The 17,205-nt window shown below is 71.0% G+C and carries 17 protein-coding genes; 6 read left to right on the top strand and 11 right to left on the bottom strand.

Features of this window, described 5'->3' with window-relative positions:
• Positions 1 to 157: 157 nt before the first annotated feature.
• Positions 158 to 2,476: a glycoside hydrolase family 31 protein gene (locus PJB24_RS14090; protein WP_273846957.1), complete on the bottom strand. Its 2,319-nt coding sequence runs from the start codon at positions 2,474 to 2,476 to the stop codon at positions 158 to 160.
• An 87-nt stretch (positions 2,477 to 2,563) separates the two neighbouring features.
• Positions 2,564 to 3,265 (bottom strand): SDR family oxidoreductase, encoded by a 702-nt coding sequence (locus PJB24_RS14085; RefSeq protein ID WP_273846955.1) that lies wholly within the window; start codon positions 3,263 to 3,265, stop codon positions 2,564 to 2,566.
• Between the two features lie 285 nt (positions 3,266 to 3,550).
• On the opposite strand from PJB24_RS14085, the gene PJB24_RS14080 reads away from it, so the two are divergent.
• The 4 genes from PJB24_RS14080 (at position 3,551) to PJB24_RS14065 (ending at position 5,410) form a co-directional block, all read left to right on the top strand.
• Entirely contained in the window at positions 3,551 to 4,429 is an 879-nt protein-coding gene (locus PJB24_RS14080; protein WP_420541958.1) for a glycosyltransferase family 2 protein, read from the top strand.
• 103 nt (positions 4,430 to 4,532) lie between these two features.
• Complete coding sequence (locus PJB24_RS14075; protein ID WP_273846952.1) at positions 4,533 to 4,748, top strand: hypothetical protein; 216 nt, start codon at positions 4,533 to 4,535, stop codon at positions 4,746 to 4,748.
• A gap of 66 nt (positions 4,749 to 4,814) precedes the next feature.
• Complete coding sequence (locus PJB24_RS14070; RefSeq protein ID WP_273846949.1) at positions 4,815 to 5,015, top strand: hypothetical protein; 201 nt, start codon at positions 4,815 to 4,817, stop codon at positions 5,013 to 5,015.
• A 17-nt stretch (positions 5,016 to 5,032) separates the two neighbouring features.
• Positions 5,033 to 5,410, top strand: coding sequence for a DUF2267 domain-containing protein (locus PJB24_RS14065; RefSeq protein WP_273846996.1), 378 nt, complete (start codon positions 5,033 to 5,035; stop codon positions 5,408 to 5,410).
• On the opposite strand, the gene PJB24_RS14060 is transcribed toward PJB24_RS14065, so the two are convergent.
• Genes PJB24_RS14060 through PJB24_RS14020 form a run of 9 tightly spaced genes read right to left on the bottom strand, consistent with a single transcriptional unit; the run spans position 5,407 to position 15,537 of the window.
• Entirely contained in the window at positions 5,407 to 6,294 is an 888-nt protein-coding gene (locus tag PJB24_RS14060) for a polysaccharide pyruvyl transferase family protein (protein ID WP_273846948.1), read from the bottom strand. The two genes, PJB24_RS14065 and PJB24_RS14060, sit on opposite strands and share 4 nt — an antisense overlap.
• The gene (locus PJB24_RS14055) at positions 6,291 to 7,235 is read right to left on the bottom strand and encodes a glycosyltransferase family 9 protein (RefSeq protein ID WP_273846945.1); all 945 of its coding nucleotides are present in this window, start codon (positions 7,233 to 7,235) and stop codon (positions 6,291 to 6,293) included. The genes PJB24_RS14060 and PJB24_RS14055 overlap by 4 nt, the downstream gene beginning before the upstream one ends.
• On the bottom strand, positions 7,228 to 8,574 hold the full coding sequence (gene rfaE2 / locus PJB24_RS14050) for a D-glycero-beta-D-manno-heptose 1-phosphate adenylyltransferase (RefSeq protein WP_273846943.1): 1,347 nt from the start codon (positions 8,572 to 8,574) through the stop codon (positions 7,228 to 7,230). Before rfaE2 ends, PJB24_RS14055 begins: the two co-directional genes overlap by 8 nt.
• The gene (locus PJB24_RS14045; RefSeq protein ID WP_273846942.1) at positions 8,571 to 9,179 is read right to left on the bottom strand and encodes a D-sedoheptulose-7-phosphate isomerase; all 609 of its coding nucleotides are present in this window, start codon (positions 9,177 to 9,179) and stop codon (positions 8,571 to 8,573) included. Before PJB24_RS14045 ends, rfaE2 begins: the two co-directional genes overlap by 4 nt.
• On the bottom strand, positions 9,176 to 10,390 hold the full coding sequence (locus PJB24_RS14040; protein WP_273846940.1) for a glycosyltransferase: 1,215 nt from the start codon (positions 10,388 to 10,390) through the stop codon (positions 9,176 to 9,178). Before PJB24_RS14040 ends, PJB24_RS14045 begins: the two co-directional genes overlap by 4 nt.
• Entirely contained in the window at positions 10,387 to 11,322 is a 936-nt protein-coding gene (locus PJB24_RS14035) for a glycosyltransferase (protein ID WP_273846937.1), read from the bottom strand. The genes PJB24_RS14040 and PJB24_RS14035 overlap by 4 nt, the downstream gene beginning before the upstream one ends.
• Entirely contained in the window at positions 11,319 to 12,338 is a 1,020-nt protein-coding gene (locus PJB24_RS14030) for a glycosyltransferase family 9 protein (protein ID WP_273846935.1), read from the bottom strand. The genes PJB24_RS14035 and PJB24_RS14030 overlap by 4 nt, the downstream gene beginning before the upstream one ends.
• Positions 12,335 to 13,885: an HAD-IIIA family hydrolase gene (locus PJB24_RS14025; RefSeq protein ID WP_273846933.1), complete on the bottom strand. Its 1,551-nt coding sequence runs from the start codon at positions 13,883 to 13,885 to the stop codon at positions 12,335 to 12,337. Before PJB24_RS14025 ends, PJB24_RS14030 begins: the two co-directional genes overlap by 4 nt.
• A complete protein-coding gene (locus tag PJB24_RS14020) occupies positions 13,882 to 15,537 on the bottom strand; it encodes a carbamoyltransferase family protein (protein WP_273846930.1) in 1,656 nt (551 codons plus the stop codon). The genes PJB24_RS14025 and PJB24_RS14020 overlap by 4 nt, the downstream gene beginning before the upstream one ends.
• A 392-nt stretch (positions 15,538 to 15,929) precedes the next feature.
• On the opposite strand from PJB24_RS14020, the gene PJB24_RS14015 reads away from it, so the two are divergent.
• Positions 15,930 to 16,823, top strand: coding sequence for an SDR family oxidoreductase (locus tag PJB24_RS14015; protein WP_273846927.1), 894 nt, complete (start codon positions 15,930 to 15,932; stop codon positions 16,821 to 16,823).
• A 63-nt stretch (positions 16,824 to 16,886) separates the two neighbouring features.
• Positions 16,887 to 17,205, top strand: a 319-nt coding sequence (locus PJB24_RS14010; protein WP_273846924.1) for a 2-dehydropantoate 2-reductase N-terminal domain-containing protein, incomplete at its 3' end; no start/stop codon positions are given.

Raw genomic sequence — 17,205 nt, 5'->3', positions numbered from 1 at the left:
AAGGATGTGGCCGCCGGCTGCAGCGCAGCGTCCCCTCGCGTGCGTCGCTGCCGGGGGTATTCCCGGCCATCTTCGGGATGCTTTGCTTCTGGTCGCGTCCCCGTACACGATGTGCCCGCAGGGCTCCGGCGGGAGGATCCCCCGTGCGAGCGGCTCCTCACACCCGGGTTACGCTCCACCTCACCTCGCCTCCGGAGGGGTCCTCCTCCGGTGATACATCCCCGCGGCCGAGACGCAAACGGTGAGGATGGACGTCCTCCTGTGGACGGCAGAAGAGCCCCGAGGCCTCACCGTCCCCGAAGACTTTGAGCTCTATCCGGTCCCACCGGATCTCACCCGTGTGCCGGGCCAGCTCCGCGTGGGGGACGACCGCACCCTCGCGCACCAGAACTACTATCGGGATCTCCCGCGCCCTGAGCTCGAGCCACCCCGATCCCTCGTAGATCTGCCCGTCGGGGTAGCCGAACCACCGCCCCGGCGGCAGGTAGACCTCCCTCTCCGGACCGCTCTCCACGAGCGGCGCGACCAGCAGGTCCTCGCCGAAGAGGTACTCGTCCTCCACCGTCCAGCAGCTCCTGTCCTCCGGGTACTCGAAGAAGAGGGGCCTCACCATCGGGAATCCCCTCTCCGAGCACTCCCGCGCCTGGGCGTAGACGTAGGGCATGAGCCGGTATCGCATCTCGACGATGCGCCGGAAGCTCTGCGTGAACTCCTCTCCGTACTCCCACGGCTCGGTCGGGGGGGCGCCGTGACAGCGGGCGTGCGAGCAGAAGACACCGAACGCCAGCCACCTGAGGTAGAGATCGGGCGGGGTGGGCCGCGAGAACCCCCCGATGAAGTGGCTCCAGAACGAAAACCCGCAGAGGCCCAAAGAGAGGCCTCCTCTGAGGGTGGCGGCCATCGCGCCGTCGGTGACCTCCGCATCCCCGCCCCAGTGCAGCGGGTAGCGCTGGCTTCCCGCCCAGGCGCTCCTGGCGTAGATGACGCTCTCGCCGGTTGCCTCTTTAGTAATTTCGGCGACCGCCCGGTTGTAGCGCAGCGGGTAGAGGTTGTGCTCCTCGAAGCCGCTCCTGTTCCCGCTGTAGATCCCCGAGAGCGGGGCGGCCTCGCCGAAGTCCGCGGTGAAGACGCCGACGCCCATCTTCAAGAGATTCGCCAGCTTCTCCTGGTACCAGCGGACGGCCTCCGGGTTCGAGAGGTCTATCACCGCGTCGTCCACCGGAGGCTCGCCGTTGGCGGAGAGGATCACGAATCCTTTCTCTATCGCCTCGGCGTGCAGCTCGTTCTTCGGGTTGAAATAGGGGAGCTGCCACAGGCTCACCCGGAATCCCTCCTCCCTGAGGGCGGAGAGCATCTTCTGTGGGTTGGGAAAGCGCGAGGGGGAGAACCTGAAGTCGTTGCGGTGGGGCACCTCGGTCCAGCCGACGTCCAAATGTATCACGTCGGAGGGGATCCTCTCCTCGCGCAGCTTCCGCCCCACCTCCCGCACCTCCTGCTCGGAGGAGTAGCTCTCCCGGCCCATCCAGAGCCCGAACGACCACAGCGGCGGGGTGGGAGCCCGGCCGGTGAGCGCGGTGTACTCAGAGAGCACCTCCTTCGGACTACCGAGGAAGAAGAACAGATCCAGGAAGTCGTCGTCGAGGTAGAGGACGGCGGCCCCGTCGTAGGAACTTCCCAGGTCGAGGGTGAGAGGATGGCTGGTGTGCGCGAACATCCCGTAGCCGCGGCTGCTCAGGAAGAACGGCACCGGCTTGTACATCTCCTGCGACTGTGTGCCGTAGGCGTCGCGGGTCCACAGCACGAGCTTCTGCCCGCGCTTGTTCAGGGCGGTGAACGACTCGCCGCCTCCGAAGAGCCTCTCCCCGGGGGAGAGCGAGAAGCTGGCCGCGAGGTGCCGGCGCAGGTTGGCGGCGTCGCGGACGAACGAGAACGGGGTGGGCCTGCCGCTGACGACCCCCGGCTTATCCGAGACGTGCCAGCTCCGGGTCAGAAGACGCCCGGAGGCGTCGCGGAACTCAAGCCGCCAGGGACTCCGGCTCACCGCTACGGTCCCTGCGGGACCCCGGTACTCCGTGCAGCAGCCGCCGTCCACCAGCTCCCAGGGGGAGGCGTCTTCCTGCGGAGGTCGCGGGACCATGAGCGAGGGGCGCTCCCGGATCGTCTGCGGCCTCGCCGCCACCCGCAGCCGCACCGTCCTCGGGCCGTAGAAGGAGAGGGCGAACGGGAAGGCCGGCTCGTCCTCGTACTCGCCGGGAGGTGCATCCTCCCACACCTTGTAGCCTTCGAGCTGCAGCGTGAGCTGGTGGTAGGAGACCCGCTGTTTGAGCGCAAAGCTCCTCCAGAGGAGCTCTCCGGAGGCGGACGCCGGATCGAAGCTCTCAGCCTTCGCGGCGGCGAAGAAGTGGTTCTCCTGCCGTCCGAACTCCTCGCTCACGTCCACCGGCTCGTTCTGCAGCCCGACGCTCTGTTCTCCCATCGCTCACCTCACTCCGGTCTCCGGAACCGCCGTGGCGGCAGGGTGTCTCTGAAGGATGATGTCTCCCCGTTTCGGGAAGGTTCGACGCTACGGGTAGGAGGTCTCGGTCATCGGGGTGATGATCAGCTCGTGGATTACGGACTCCGCGGGCTGGCAGAGCATGAACAGGATGGCCCGGGCGACGTTCTCGGGCGGCTGGAGGGTCTCGGGTGGCGGGGGAGGGTCCAGCGTCCGGAAGAAGCCGGTCCGCATCCCGCCGGCGACGACGGCCATCACGCGCACCCCGTGCTCCTTGCCCTCGGCATGCAGCGCCTGGGTGAGCCCGAGTAGTCCGTGCTTGGAGGCCGCGTAGGCGGTGGCGTTGGCCCAACCCTTCTTCGAGGCGGTCGAGGCGACGTTGACGATCTGGCCGGAGCCCCGCCCGACCATGTGCGAGAAGACGGCGCGCGAGAGGAGCCAGGGGCCCCTGAGGTTGGTGTGCTGGACCCTGTCCCACTCCTCGAGGGTCATCTCGACCGCCGACCGGACGTAGTCCACCCCCGCGTTGTTGACGAGGGCATCGATCCTCCCCTCATGCTCCATCGCCCACCGGACGAATTCCTCTGCGGAGCGGGGGTCGGCGACGTCGAGACGGGCCGCCTCCCCGCCGATCTCGCCGGCCACCCTCCGCGCGCCCGCCTCGTCTATGTCCCCGCAGATGACCCGGGCTCCATCTGCTGCGAGCACCCGCGCGGTGGCTTCGCCGAGCCCGCTCCCCGCTCCGGTGACCAGCACGATGCTTCCCCTCATGCTTCCCTTGATCTCCTCCACCGGTTATCTCCTTCCTCGCGAATGTTCCTCCCCGGAGAAGGCGCTGCATCCGGCTCTTCAGATCCCGACCGGAACCCCACTCTAACCCACCCCCGGACCGACCGGAAGCGGCACGACCTCTCACACCGGCAATTTGGCCCGAATGGTGCAGTCTCTTTAGCCCATAAAGTGCTTATCCCCGATCCTGCGTCGTGCGAGCATGTTTCGGGTGGCGAGAGACCTGGAGGACCGTTTGTCGTCGACGCGGGCGAGGGGCGTGTATCGGTGGTGGTGGTCACCCGGAACCGGCTGCCGGAACTGCTCGTGACCCTCGCGCACCTGCGTGCCCTCCCCGAGCGACCGCGGGTCGTCGTGGTGGACAACGCCTCCTCCGACGGGACCGCGGCGGAGGTCCGGCGGCGCCATCCGGAGGTGGAGGTCGTCGCCCTTGAGGAGAACCTGGGGGCGGCGGCGAGAAACGTCGGGGTCGGGCTGCTCGGCACGCCTTACGTGGCCTTCTCGGACGACGACTCCTGGTGGGAGCCCGGAGCGCTCCGGCGTGCGGCCGAGCTGCTCGACGCCCATCCCCGCCTGGCCCTGCTCGCGGGACGCATCCTCGTCGGTCCGGAGGGGAGGGAGGATCCCATCTGTGCGGAGATGAGGAGGAGCCCGCTCCCTCGCGAGCCCGACCTTCCGGGACCGCCGGTGCTCGGCTTCCTCGCGTGCGCCTCGGTCGTGCGCCGGGAGGCGTACCTGAGTGCGGGCGGCTTCGACCCCCACGTCTTCTTCGGGGGGGAGGAGGAACTGCTCGCCGCCGACCTGGCAGCCGCTGGCTGGGCTCTGGTCTACGTCGAGGAGGTCGTGTGCCGCCACCACCCCTCCACCTTCCGTGACCGGCGGCGGAGGAGGCGGCTCGGGATCCGCAACGCTTTGTGGTTTGCCTGGATGCGTCGTCCCGCCGGCGTCGCGGCGCGCCAGACGCTCGAGGTAGCCCGCTCGGCCCTCCGGGACCCCGACGCCGGTGCGGCGCTCATCGAGGCGCTCGGCGGTCTGCCCCGGAGGCTGAGCAGCCGGAGGGTTCTCCCTCCCAGTGTGGAGGAGGGCCTTGAGATGCTGGATCGGGAGAGAGGGTTTCGGGCGCTCGGCGCGCCCCGCGCGGGATGAGGGGATGCGACAGAGGCCGTGGCCCACCGCTTCGGCCCCTCCGGTGTTTGCAGACCGGCTCGGATCATCCGGCAGGGGTATCGACCGAATGAAAGGAGCACCTTTGAGCAACGGTGAAGCGCAGACCGGCGTGAGCAATGCCGTCTACGACCTGGTGAGCGTCTTCTACCACGCTGCCCAGGGCGGCACCGTGTACGCCGGATACATCGAGGACGCCGAGAGGGAAGGTGACGGGGAGCTGGCGGACTTCTTCCGCGAGGTGCAGAGGCAGGACGCCGAGCGCGCCCGGAGGTGCAGGGAGCTGCTCAGACGCGGGTAGTTCTGGCGGGGTTGGCCGGACCTCCCGGCCGACCCCGCCCGATGGAGTGTTGTTGGAGGGAGAGGGATGAGCAGACACAAGCGACCGAAGAACAACCCCGAGATAGCGAAGGAGGCCTCAGAGCCGGACCCGGAGCAGAGCCCCCACGTGGGCCGCGGGACGAAGGGCGACGCCTCCTCGCGGGTAGGCTCCTCGAAGGAGCCGGGCGAAGACGAGGAGAAGCGCCGGGTGGCCGAGAAGCTCAGGGAGCGCGAGGAGAACGGCTGAGAAGGGAGGTTGTGGCAATGGGGCGTGACGAGTTCCTGAAGGCCGTACGGGAGCGCGCGAACCTGGCCTCGCGGGAGGAGGCAGAGAGGGCGACCGCCGCGGTGCTGAGAACCCTCGGCGAACGGCTTGCCGGAGGAGAGCCGCACGACCTCGCCTCCCAGCTTCCCGAGGAACTGGCGGGGTACGTCCGCCGCGAGGGTGGGGCGCAGGCCGATCCCTTCCCGCTCGAGGAGTTCTACCGCAGGGTCGCAGAGAGGGAGGGGACGGACCAGAAGGCCGCCGAAGACCACGCCCGGGCGGTGGTCGGGGTGCTGCGGGAGGCCGTCACATCCGGTGAGATCGGGGACGTGCGCGCCCAGCTTCCATCGGAGTACGCGCCCCTCTTCGGGGATTAGCCTGCGTCCGCCCTTCCGAGCGCCTCCAGAAAGCGACAGCGGGCCGTCTCCAGGAGCAGCGCCGCCCGCTCCCTCACCCGGCTGGCGGCGTCACGCCCCTCCGGTGAGAGGCAGAACTTCAGGTTCTCCAGGAGAGACTTCCGGTCGAGTTCTTCCGGGAGGAGCAGGGCGGACCAGCCCAGCGCCGCCGCCTGGCTGCCGACCTTCGCTCCGCCTCGTACGGGGTCGATCGCGAGCGCGGGCACGCCGCTTTTGAGCGCGAGCACCATCCCGTGCAGCCGGGTGGTGACCACGGCGTCCATCCGCGAGATCGCGGCCTCCACCTCCCCGGAGGTGCGGAATCCTTGCGAGCGGGGATCCACCCGGGTGTCGAGGGGGAGGATGCAGAGATCCTCCGCGTGGAGGATGCGGAGCAGCCTTTCGTGTACCTCCTCGTGCGTGGCACGCTCCCCGTACTCCGGCTGGGGGTGAGAGAGGATGAGCCCGACGACCGGGGGTTTACGCGGGGTGGCGAGGAAGCTGAGGTCCGGGAGCGCTCCCGAGGGGCCGTCCCGGGGGACGAGGACGTCGAAGAGCTCCGTCTCTTTCGAGCCTTCGATCACCGAGACCCCGAGCCCGACGAGCCGGCGGCCGGAGAAACGCCGGGCGAGCGAGGAGATCTGCTCACCCCTCGCCGGTCCACAGACGAAGACCACCGCCTCGTAGCGCGTCGGGTCCACCGTGCGCCAGTCCACGCCCTCCCCGCCGAATGCGGGAGAGAGGGCCACGTCGAATTCCCACCCGGCCTCTTCGAGCCACCGGCAGACGGTGTCCTTCGCGAGCAGGTCACCCGCCGTGGCCTCCCCGCGCACGAAGCTGAACCACCCGGCGACTAGGGCTCTCATCGCGGGAGCTCCCCGATCGCCTCCAGCACGTCACCGACCCCGATCTCGAGCAGCCCGGCATCCGGGGTCGCGGCGTGCGGGTCGCCGCTCTTGCCGGCCCACAGCGCCCGGTGACGCTCCCTCTCCGGCGGTGGGCCCCACAGCCGGGGGGAGACGGGGCCGAAGAGCACCACCGAGGGGGTGCCGAGCGCGGTCGCCAGGTGTGCGACCCCCGTGTCTCCGCAGAGGACGCGCCCGGCCGCCGCGACGAGCGCGGCGAGCTCCAGAAGCCCGGTGCGTCCGGCGTACACGCACCCCTCCGGGAGCCCGGCCGTCCGGGCCACCCGCCGTGCCAGCTCCACCTCTCCGGGGCCGCCGGTGAGCAGGACCTCCCTCCCGGACTCCCTCTCGGCCCGGGCTACGGCGGCCCACCGCTCCGCGGGCCAGCGGCGGGCAGGGCTCGCTGCACCGGGGTGTATGAGCGTCGCCCCCCGCGCCCGCCTCTCCACGGGGATCTCCGGTGGTCTCAGGTCCAGCTCGGAAGGGTCGGCCGGGATGCCGCTCTCATCGAGCAGCCGGCACCACCGGACGACCTCGTGCTCCTCCGCCCTCCAGCGAGGACCCCCGGCGCTCTCCGGCACCTCCGGGTTGTGGAAGGAGACCATGCGCCGTGGCCCCGTGGCCAGGAGCGTGCGGTGGCTCTCGGGGCCCCTGCCGTGCAGGTTCACCGCGAGGTCCGCCCCGTGCAGCCCCGGCGGGAGGGCACGGCCGAGCCGGGCGTCCGCGACCGCGTCCACGGCCCCGGAGAGGCGGGCGAGCGGTTCCAGGCAGGCCGGGGCCGCCAGGACGATGCGGTGGCCGGGGTGCGAGCGACGCAGTGCCCTCAGCGCGGGCACGCCCGCGAGCAGATCCCCGAGCCCGAGCGCCCGCAGGACGAGCAGGACCGGACCTCTCTCAGCCACGGCGGGCGGCCTCCTCTATCAGCCGGGTGGTGGAGCGTCCCTCGTGGTAGGGGAGGATGACGACCTCCCCGCCCCAGCGGGCGAGCGTGCGGGCTTCGGAGAGTTCCCGCGCCTCGTAGTCGCCGCCCTTTACGAAGATGTCCGGGCGCAGCCGCTCCAGGACGGCCTCGGGGGTATCCTCGTCGAAGACGACAACGGCGTCCACGCACCCCAGGGCACCGAGCACCTTCGCCCTCTCTGCCTGAGGCACCAGCGGACGGTCCTCTCCCTTCAGCCTCCGCACCGACCCGTCGGAGTTGAGGCAGACGACGAGGCAGTCCCCGAGCGCCCGGGCGCCCTCGAGGAGCCCGACGTGTCCGGCGTGCAGCAGGTCGAAGCACCCCCCGGTGGCCACGACCTTCCCCCCGGCCGCCCGGACCCGGGCGACGATCTCCTCCACCTCGGGAGCAACCCCCGGCGGGGATTCCGCGGCGAACGAGGCGGCACCCCCGGCGGCGACGAAGCTGGAGGCGGCGAGTACGCCCTCCTCCACGGCCTCCCGTACTCCGGAGCCGGAGGCGAGGAGTACCGCGGCCCGCGAGGCGAAGCGGTCGCCGGCCCCGCACGCATCACCCCCCGAGACCCGAGGAGCGGGTGCGGCGAAGAGCCCCATCCCGTCCGCGAGCAGGGCTCCGCCCGCCCCGAGGGTGATGGCGACGGCCTCCGCGCGCCAGAGACGCAGCAACGCGCGGGCCAGTCTCGGTGGGTCTTCTCTGCCTCCTGTGGCACCCCGGGCCTCGGAGAGGTTCGGGGTGAGGAGCGTGGACCGGGGGAGGGGAGACGGTCCGCGGGGGTGTGGATCCCACACCAGGGGCCTGCCGAAAGGGAGCGCAGCGAGCGCCTCCCGCAGCCCCGGATGGGCGGCGACGCCCCTGCCGTAGTCCGAGACCAGGACCGCATCTGCCTCGGCCAGCGCCCTGCGGCCGGACTCCGGCAGAGGGCCTGGCCGGGCCGGGGAGCCGCGGTCCAGGCGCAGGAGCGTCCTGCCGCCGCTCAGGATGCGCACCTTCTCCGGCGTCGTACCGTCACAGCCGAGGTCGATGACCTCCACGCCGGCTTCGGAGAGCATGGCCCCAAGCTCTTCCCCCGCGGCATCCCGGGCGAGGGCGCACACGAGCGTGACCCGGGCTCCATCAGCGGCGGCGAGGGTCGCGGCGAGACCGGCACCGCCGGGTCGTGAGCTCCGCCCGAGTTCGTCCACGACGGGGGCCGGGGCGTCGGGGCACAGCCTCTCCACCCTGCCCTCGATGTCGCGGTCGAGAAGGACGTCGCCCACCACGACGACCCTCCCGGCCTTCAACGCGCTACCTCCCCTCGCTGCGGGACCGAGACCCCGAGCCGGCAGTCGAGGGCCGCGCACAGCATGTGGACGGCGACCTGGTGCACCTCCTGGATGGTGGCCGTCTCCCCCGCGTCGGCGCAGAGCGCGTCGTGTGCCTGGCCGGCGAGCGGGTTCGGCCGGCGGCCGGTCATCGCCCAGACCGTGAGACCCTGCCGCAGGGCCTCCTGCGCGGCGGAGAGGACGTTCGGGCTCTCGCCGGAGGTGGAGATGGCGAGGAAGACGTCCCCCGGCCTGCCGTGGGCGGCGACGAGCCGGGAGAAGACCGCCCGCGGCCCATAATCGTTCGCGATGGCTGTGAGGGAGGCCCCGTCGGAGTGCAGGGCGAGCGCGGAGAGTGGTCTGCGGTCGTCGCGGTAGCGCCCGGAGAGTTCACCGCAGAGGTGCTCGGCGAGCGCGGCGCTCCCGCCGTTGCCGGCTGCGAGCAGGCGTCCCCCTCCTGTGAGAACCCGGGCGAGGTGTACGCCCCACCCTTCGATCTTCTCCAGGTCGTCCTCCAGGGAGCCGAGAGCCTCGAAGAGCGCTGCGAGGTGCGCGCGTCCGGTCGGGAGCTCCCCGTCTCTCACCGCGAGACCTCCTCGCCCGGGACGCGACCGGACTCCAGCAGGTTGCCGTAGACCTCTAGCGTCGAGCGCGCGACCTTCTCCCACCCGTAGCGTGCGGCGGCGCGGCGCGATCCCGCCTCCCCGAGCCTGCGGCGGCGCTCCGGGTCACCCAGCAGCATCCGGAGCGCCGAGGTCAGGGCCCCGGGGTCTCCCGGCGGCACGTGCAGCCCGGTTACGCCGTGGACGACCGAATCGACCAGCCCGCCCACCGCCGAGGCCACCACCGGCACCCCGCAGGCCATCGCCTCGAGCGCCACTATCCCGAAGGGCTCGTACCAGGGGACGCACGCGACCACGTCCGCCGAGCGCAGGAGGGCGGGCACCTCCTCGTGGGAGATCCTGCCGCGCAGGTGTACCCTGCTCTCCACGCCGAGCCCGCGGGCGAGCGACCGGAAGCGCCGGGCCGCGGGGTCCGCATCGAGCCGCGCGGCGTCGGGGCCTCCGGCGACGACGAGCTCGGTTTGTGGTAGGGGGTGAAGTGCACCGATGAGGTCTCCGATCCCCTTCCTCTCCACCAGGCGGCTCACGACGACGATCCGATGTATCCCCGGCGGGCGCCTCTCCGCGGGCCCGTCGGGTCGGAAGATGCCGAGGTCGACGCCGCAGGGGACGACCGAGATCCTCCTGGGGTCCGCCCCGAGGCGCACCAGCTCGAAGACCTCATCGCTGCAGGTCGCCACGATCCGATCCGCGCTGCGCAGGATCTTCCTCTCCTCGTCGATGCGCTCCGGGGGGCTGGTATCCTTCTCGCCCTGATGCCGGCGCTTGACGATCCCGAGGGCGTGGAAGGTCTGGACGACCGGGACACCGGGTGGCCGGGCCTCCAGTGAGGCCTTGCCGGACATCCAGAAGTGCGCGTGTACGACGTCTGGGCGCCAGCTCCGCCAGGCCCTGCGCAGCCCGGCGGCGAACTGGCCCATGTGGGGCGGCAGCTCGTCCTTTGGGACCGGCTCCGGGGGGCCGGCCTCGACGTGCTCGACGGCGACGCGCGGGCCGAGGGACACCCGGCGTGGCAGGAGCGACCCGTCCCTGCGGGTGTAGACCACCACCTCGACCCCCAGGCGTCCCAGCGCCGTGCTCAGCGCAGCCACGTGCACGTTCTGTCCCCCGGCATCCACCCCGCCGAGCGTCGCCAGGGGGCTCGCGTGCTCGGAGACCATCGCGACCCTCATCCTGCCACCTCCACCAGCACCTCCTCCCAATCGGCGAGGAACCTCTCGAGTCCGTAACGCTCCCTCGCCGCCCTGCGGGCCACGAGCCCCGCCGCCCGGGCCTCCTCCGGCTCGGCGAGAAGGCGCCGCAGACCCTCCTCGAGCACCACGGGGTCGTTTGAGACGACCCCGGCCCCGCGGGGGACCGCCTCTGGAACCTCCGTGGTGGCGAGCGCGACCACGGGCATCCCGAGATGCATCGCCTCGATGAGCGAGAGCCCGAGCGAGGTCCACCGGAAGGGGTGCAGGTAGACCCGGCGGCGGGCCATCTCCCGGTGCAGCTTTTCCTGTGGCAGATCACGCCCCCCGAGGCTCTCGGCGTCTATCCCGAACAGGTCGAGCGGCGCGACCTTCCGGAAGAAGCCGAGGAGGTCCGTGCCGGTCACCCGCCACCTCCTCCTGGCCTCGTTGATCACGACGGCCACCCGCCCAAGCTCTCCCACGTATAGGTAACCGGGGTCCACGATCCCGTGCTCTATCACCCGCACCGGGGTGGAGCCCGCATCCCAGAAGAGGGCGTTGAAGTGCGTCACGTGCACGAGCAGGATGTTCCTCCTGTCCGCGACGCAATGTCGCATGTCGTTGATACTACCCTGCGGTGCGTTGTGCTCGACGTAGACGGCGGGCAGGTCCCGGCCGGGCCTGCGTCCCCCGAGCCACTCTTCGGCTAGGTGGTGGAGCTCCTGCGGTCGCTGGAGGATGACGACGTCCACATCGGCTGCGGCGGCCTCCTGCGGGGAGACTTCGATCGCGCTCTCGGGCCAGGTATAGGTCCGGGCGCGGCCGAGGCCGTCGGGGGAGCGGTCGGGGAGGGTCGGGATCAGGTACTCGTGGGGTCCATGCACGAAGGCGGTGGTCCAGGAGCCATGGACGTGCCAGAGAAAGACCTTCACCTCGCACGTTCCTCCATCAGCGCGGACACGGCCTCGAGCACCTCCTCCACGCCGACGCCGCCGAGGCAGGGGTGCTCCTCGAAGGGACAGACGCGGGCGCGGCACCCCGCACAGGGGACAGGCGTGTAGAGCAGGCGGTGGGGAACCTTCCAGGGATGCCAGCGCTCGAGGGGGACGGTGGGGGCGAAGAGCGAGATCACGGGGGTTCCCACCGCCGCGGCGAGGTGCGCCGGGCCCGTGTTGCCGGTCACCAGCAGCCGTGCGCCGGCGAGGATGCGGGCGAGTTCGGACAGGGTGGTCCTGCCGCCGAGGTCGAGTGTTCCCGGACGTCCTCTGGTCACCCGGGCCGTCAGCTTTCGCTCCTCCGGTCCGCCGGTCACGACCACCCGCCAGCCCTCCTCGAGCAGGCGTCCGACGAGGGTTGCGTGGCGCTCCGGGTTCCAGGTGCGGGCCGGGACCGATGCTCCGGGATGGACGGCGATGTAGGGACCCTCAAGAAGGAGGGGATGCTCTCCCTGGGGCAGGCGGACGGCGAGGCGCCCGTCGTCGTCCGGGGGCAGGGTATATCCTGCCCTCTCGACCAGGGAGAGCGAGCGCTCGACCTCGTGCAGGCATTCTTCCGGGAGGTGTCGGATGTCCAGCAGCGAGCCCGGGTAGTCCACGCTGCTCGCGGCGACGAAGGGCACCCCGGCCAGGCGCAGCAGGAGCGCGAGCGGGAGCGGGCTCTGGTGGAAGGAGGTGAAGATGAACGCCTGGTCTATTCCCATGCGTGAGATGAGTTCGACGAGCCCGAGCGTTCGTTCGCGGTCGAGCGGGGTGGGATCGAAGGCCACCCAGGGAGCGTCATAGACGATCACCTCCCGCACGCCGGGGAGCATCCGCGCCGCCTCTGCCCCCCGAGGTCCGCAGAGCATCGTCACCTTCGCCGCCCCGGCGGCGAGGGCGCGGAGGGCGGGCCCTGCGAGGAGGACGTCCCCCGCGTTGTCCAGCCGGCAGGCGAGGACATGCGGCCTCAAAGGGTTTCTCCCAGGATGAGGTCGACGGCCGAGGGCAGGTCGGGTGCGACCTCGGGGGCGCTCCGGATCTCCTCCGGGCGGGTAGCCGGGGTGGGGACGAGGATGGCACGTGCCCCGGCGGTCCGGGCGGCCTCCACGTCGGCACCCGTGTCGCCGACCACCACGCAGCGGCTGGGATCCGAGCTGAGGGCCCGTGCGGCGCGCAGTACGAGCCCGGGGGCGGGCTTGCGGCACTGGCAGCCCTCCTCCGGGGCATGCGGGCAGACGGCCCAGAAGCCGAGGGGACCGACGAGCTCCTCGACCCGTTGGTTCACCGCGAGGAGCTCCCTGCGGTCTATGAGGCCCCGGGCCACGCCGCTCTGGTTCGTGGCGATGCCGAGAGCGATGCCCGAGGCCCGCAGCCGCTGCAGGGCCTCCCTCGCGCCCGGCACGGGCTCGACCCGCCCGGGGTCGCGGTTGTAGGGGACGTCGCGCACGAGCGTGCCATCCCGGTCGAAGATGACGGCTTCGGGGAGCCGCTCGACGGGTAGCGGGTGCGGGGCGCGGGAGTCGTCCCGGAGCAGGCTGCGGGCGCGCAGGAGCCCGCGCAGCCAGTGTGCGCTCGCCGCGGGAGGGATGAGGGCGCTCGTCGCGAGCATCGCCGCGACCTCCCGCGGTGTGCCGGGTCCCGGGGCGAGGCGCGAGGCGGCAAACTCCGCCGTCAAAGCCATCCAGAGCGAGAGCGCGAGGACGGCCGGGCGTCGTCTCCTGGCGAGGAGGGCGAGGAGCGCGGTTGTCCCGGCGGCGGTGGTCGCGAGGTGGCCGGGTCTGCGCCCTGCGGGCACCTTCGCCGCCCGCCACCACCCGCGGCCGTGCAGCGCGAGCATCAGCGCGTCGTCGGCGTTCCCAGACTGCAGGCGCAGGCTCACGAACGGCGGTGCGGGACGGACGGGGTGGAAGGAGGTGCGCTCTCCGCGTACCAGGGTGTAGCCCGCGCGCGTGGCACGCAGGGCGAGGTCTGCGTCCTCCCGGTAGGCGCGGGGGAAGCGCTCGTCGAACCCGCCCAGACGTGCGAGCGCCCGCCGGCGGTAGGCTATGTCCGCCGTGATCCAGGGCGCACCCTCCAGTCCCCTGACGTTGCGCTCCCAGTCGGTCGGACGGCGGCCTTTCGGGAGCGGGACCCTGAGGTTGCCCTGGCTCGCGGCGACCCCCTCTTTGAGGCCTGAGAGGTCGTCGAGCAGGCGTTCCATCCAGTCGGGGGCGGGGATGACGTCGTCGTCGAGGAAGGCGACCCAGCGGGCACCCGATGCGCGCCAGCCCGTGTTGCGCGCCGCCGCCGGGCCCGCAGCCCGGCCCCGCACGACGAGCAGCCTCTTTCTGAGAGGCCCGGGCGCCCCGCGGGACAGTAGCGGTCCATCGGGGCTTCTGCGGTCGTCGACCAGGACCACCCATCCCGGCGGCGAAACGCTCCCGGAGGCGAGCGCCGAGAGGAGCTCCGCGAGCGAGGAGCGTCCCGAGGTCGGGATCACCACGTCCACCGAGACCGGGGGTCGATCTTTCGCCGTCAAACCTTCTTGCCTCCGAAAGCGCTCCTCCTGCGTACCAGGAACGGGCCGATGGCGAGGGCGTCGATCGGTGAGGAGCCGAAGCACTCCAGGGCGTCGCGCGGGGAGTCCACCATCGGGCGCCCGCCGGTGTTGAGGCTGGTGTTGACGAGAACCGGCAGACCGGTGAGCTTCTCGAAGGAGGCGAGCAGGCGGTGGGTGAGAGGTTCCGCTTCCGGGCTTACGGTCTGTATGCGGGCGGTGCCGTCCACGTGGACGACGGCGGGGATCCTCCTTCTCCAGCACCCCTTAACCTGGTGGGTGAAGAGCATGTAAGGGCTCGGGAGGGGGCCGTCTTCGAAGATGTCCGGTGCGCGCCCGGCGAGGACCATCGGGGCGACGGGCCGGAAGCTCTCGCGACCCTTTATGGCGTTGAGGCGGTCGAGGTTCTCCTCCCTGCCCGGATGGGCGAGGAGGCTGCGGTGTCCGAGTGCCCGTGGGCCGTACTCGCTCCGACCCTGAAACCAGGCGACCACGCCGTCGGAGGCCAGGATGCGCGCCGCCTCGTACGCGATGTCCGCCGGGCGCTCGAAGGGCAGGGCGGCGCGCGAGAGCTCTTTCGCTATCTGCGTCTCCGTCCAGGAGCGTCCCAGATCCGCGCCGCGCATGGGGGAAACCTCGTCCCCGAGTTCACGGGCGAGGTAGAGCGCTGCCCCGAGGGCTGTGCCCGCGTCTCCGGCTGCGGGCTGTACCCAGACCTCTTCGAAGGGGCCCTCCCTCCACAGGCGGGAGTTGGCGACGCAGTTGAGAGCCACACCCCCGGCCATGCAGAGGGTGGGCTCACCGGTCTCTCTGTACAGCCAGCGGGCGAGCTCGAGCAGCACCTCCTCGAGGCGGGCCTGCAGGCTCGCGGCCAGATCCGCATGCTCCCGCTCCCACGCCTCATACCCTGGCGGAACCGGTGGGGCGAGGGCGCACCAGTCGACGGGATCGGTCCGGAAGCCGCCATCCCCGGTGGTCCGGATGGTCTGCCGCAGCACCGGCAGGAAGGCCGGCTCGCCGTAGGAGGCCAGCGCCATGAGCTTGTACTCGTCGGAGGAGCGCCTGAAGCCCAGGTGTTCGGTCAGATCCTCGTAGAGGAGCCCGAGCGAGTGCGGCAGTTCCTGTCGGGCGAGCACCTTCAGCCCGCCCCGCGCCGCGCGCCCCGCGAGGTAGGAGGTCCTCTCCCCCCGGCCGTCGACGACCATCACGGCGCACGAGTCACAGGGACCGGCCAGATAGGCCGAGGCGGCGTGGGCGACGTGGTGGGGGACGAAGCGGACTCTGCCCGGATCGAGGCCCGGGAACGCGGAGCGCAGAAAGAGCGGGGCGCGGCGGGCGTAGAGTGTGCGCAGACCCTCCCACCCGTAGGCGGTGATCTCGCCCTCCGTACGGGGGGCGAGCGCCGGGTCGTAGGAGTAGGCCACCGCGTCGAGGTCGGCGGGAGAGAGCCCGGCGTGCTCCAGGCACCAGCGCGCGGACTGCTCCGGGAGCTCCCAGGTGGAGAAAGGCACGGGCCGCTTGCCGTGCTTGCGCCTACTGAAGCGTTCCTCCTCCGAGGCGGCCACGATCTCGCCGTCTATCACGAGCGCGGCGGCGGGGTCGTGGAAGACGGCGTTGATCCCCAGGACGCGCAAGGCGGCGCTACACCCTCCTCGTGCGGGGTGAAGCCCCGGTCCCGTATGATCCCGGAAGTATCCTGCGCATGCCCGGATAATCTCACGCTGCCGCAGGCTGGCAATGAGCCGTGGGATGCAACCTGGCTGCACACTTCGGTGCAGCGATGGGGCCATCTGGCGGACGCGCCGTCACATCGTGCTCGAGCGGGGAGTGCGACAGAGGTCGTTCTGAAGCCCTGATGGTCCCAAGTGTGCAGGATGCCTGCATCCTCCAGGCGACGCCGGGGGGCGGGTTTAGTGCGACCATTGATCCGAAAGGGCGTGTTGTGTCCGGGGTTTACCACCATCCATCTAGCCTTCCGGTCGCTGTGCGCCCCGAAGAGAGTTATCCGGAACTTGGAGGAGCAGTTTTGAGCCAGGGCAGAGAGGAACGGGAGAACCCGACTGAGCGCTTCCCGCACCCGGAGTTTCCCGCCCAGCGTCAGGAGCATCCCGGTAGCGAGTCGCAGATGGACCCCAAACCGGACTGTGGGGAGGAGAGCTACCGGGGGAGCGGCCGGCTGGAGGGGAAGGCCGCGGTGGTGACCGGGGGGGACTCTGGGATAGGGCGGGCGGTCGCGATCGCGTTCGCCCGGGAGGGGGCCGACGTACTCATCTCCCACCTCGAAGAAGAGGAGGGGGATGCGCGGGAGACGCTACGGCTCGTGAAGGAGGCGGGCAGGAAAGCCGTGGCGGTGGCGGGGGACATCGGGAGCGAGGAATACTGCCGGGAGGTCGTCGAGCGGGCGGTGGAGAGCTTCGGAAGGATAGACGTCCTGGTGAACAACGCCGCCTACCAGATGGCCCGTGAGGGGCTCGCCGAGGTGCCATCCTGGCAGATCGAGCACACCTTCAGGACCAACGTGTTCTCCGTCTTCTACCTCTGCCGGGCCGCGCTGGCGCACATGCGGCCGGGGTCTTCGATCATCAACACCGCCTCCATCGAGGCCTTCCACCCCAAACCCATCCTGCACGACTACGCAGCCTCCAAGGGGGCGATCGTCACCTTCTCCAAAGGGCTCGCGCTCGAGACGACGCCCCGGGGCATCCGGGTGAACGTGGTGGCGCCGGGGCCGGTATGGACGCCCCTGATCCCGGCGACGATGCCGGAGGGCGCGGAGCGACCCTTCGGGGAGAGCAAGCCCATCGGACGCCCCGCCCAGCCGGTTGAGATCTCCCCGAGCTACGTCTTCCTGGCCTCGGAGAGGGAGTCCGGTTACATCTCCGGGCATGTCATCCTGCTGACCGGGGGAGAGCCTGTTTAGTTGCCCGTCTCGCCAGGCCCGGGTATATCCTTGGGACGTATGCCCGAAGATTTTGGGAGAGAGGTGTTTGCTCCCCGGCGGGTGGCCGTGGTGGGTGCCGGACACGTCGGGCTGGTGACCGCGGCGTGCCTGGCGTACCTCGGCTGCGAGGTGGACGTCGTCGACTCTGACCTGAGGAAGGTGGAGGCGCTCAGGAGGAGTGGGCGCCTCTACCTCCACGAGCCTCACCTGCGGGAGCTTTTGGACGCCTGCCGGGAGCGGGTGCGTTTTGGCACCGAGCTCGGACCGGCGGTCCTCGCCTCGGAGGTGCTCTTCGTCGCTGTGGGGACGCCGGGGAGGGCCGACGGCTCGGTGGACCTCTCGGGGGTGGAGGGGGTGGCGC

Source organism: Rubrobacter calidifluminis (assembly GCF_028617075.1).
Taxonomy (GTDB): domain Bacteria; phylum Actinomycetota; class Rubrobacteria; order Rubrobacterales; family Rubrobacteraceae; genus Rubrobacter_E; species Rubrobacter_E calidifluminis.
Note: the sequence above shows the minus strand (reverse complement) of the source record. Positions and strands in the feature narration are given on the sequence as shown.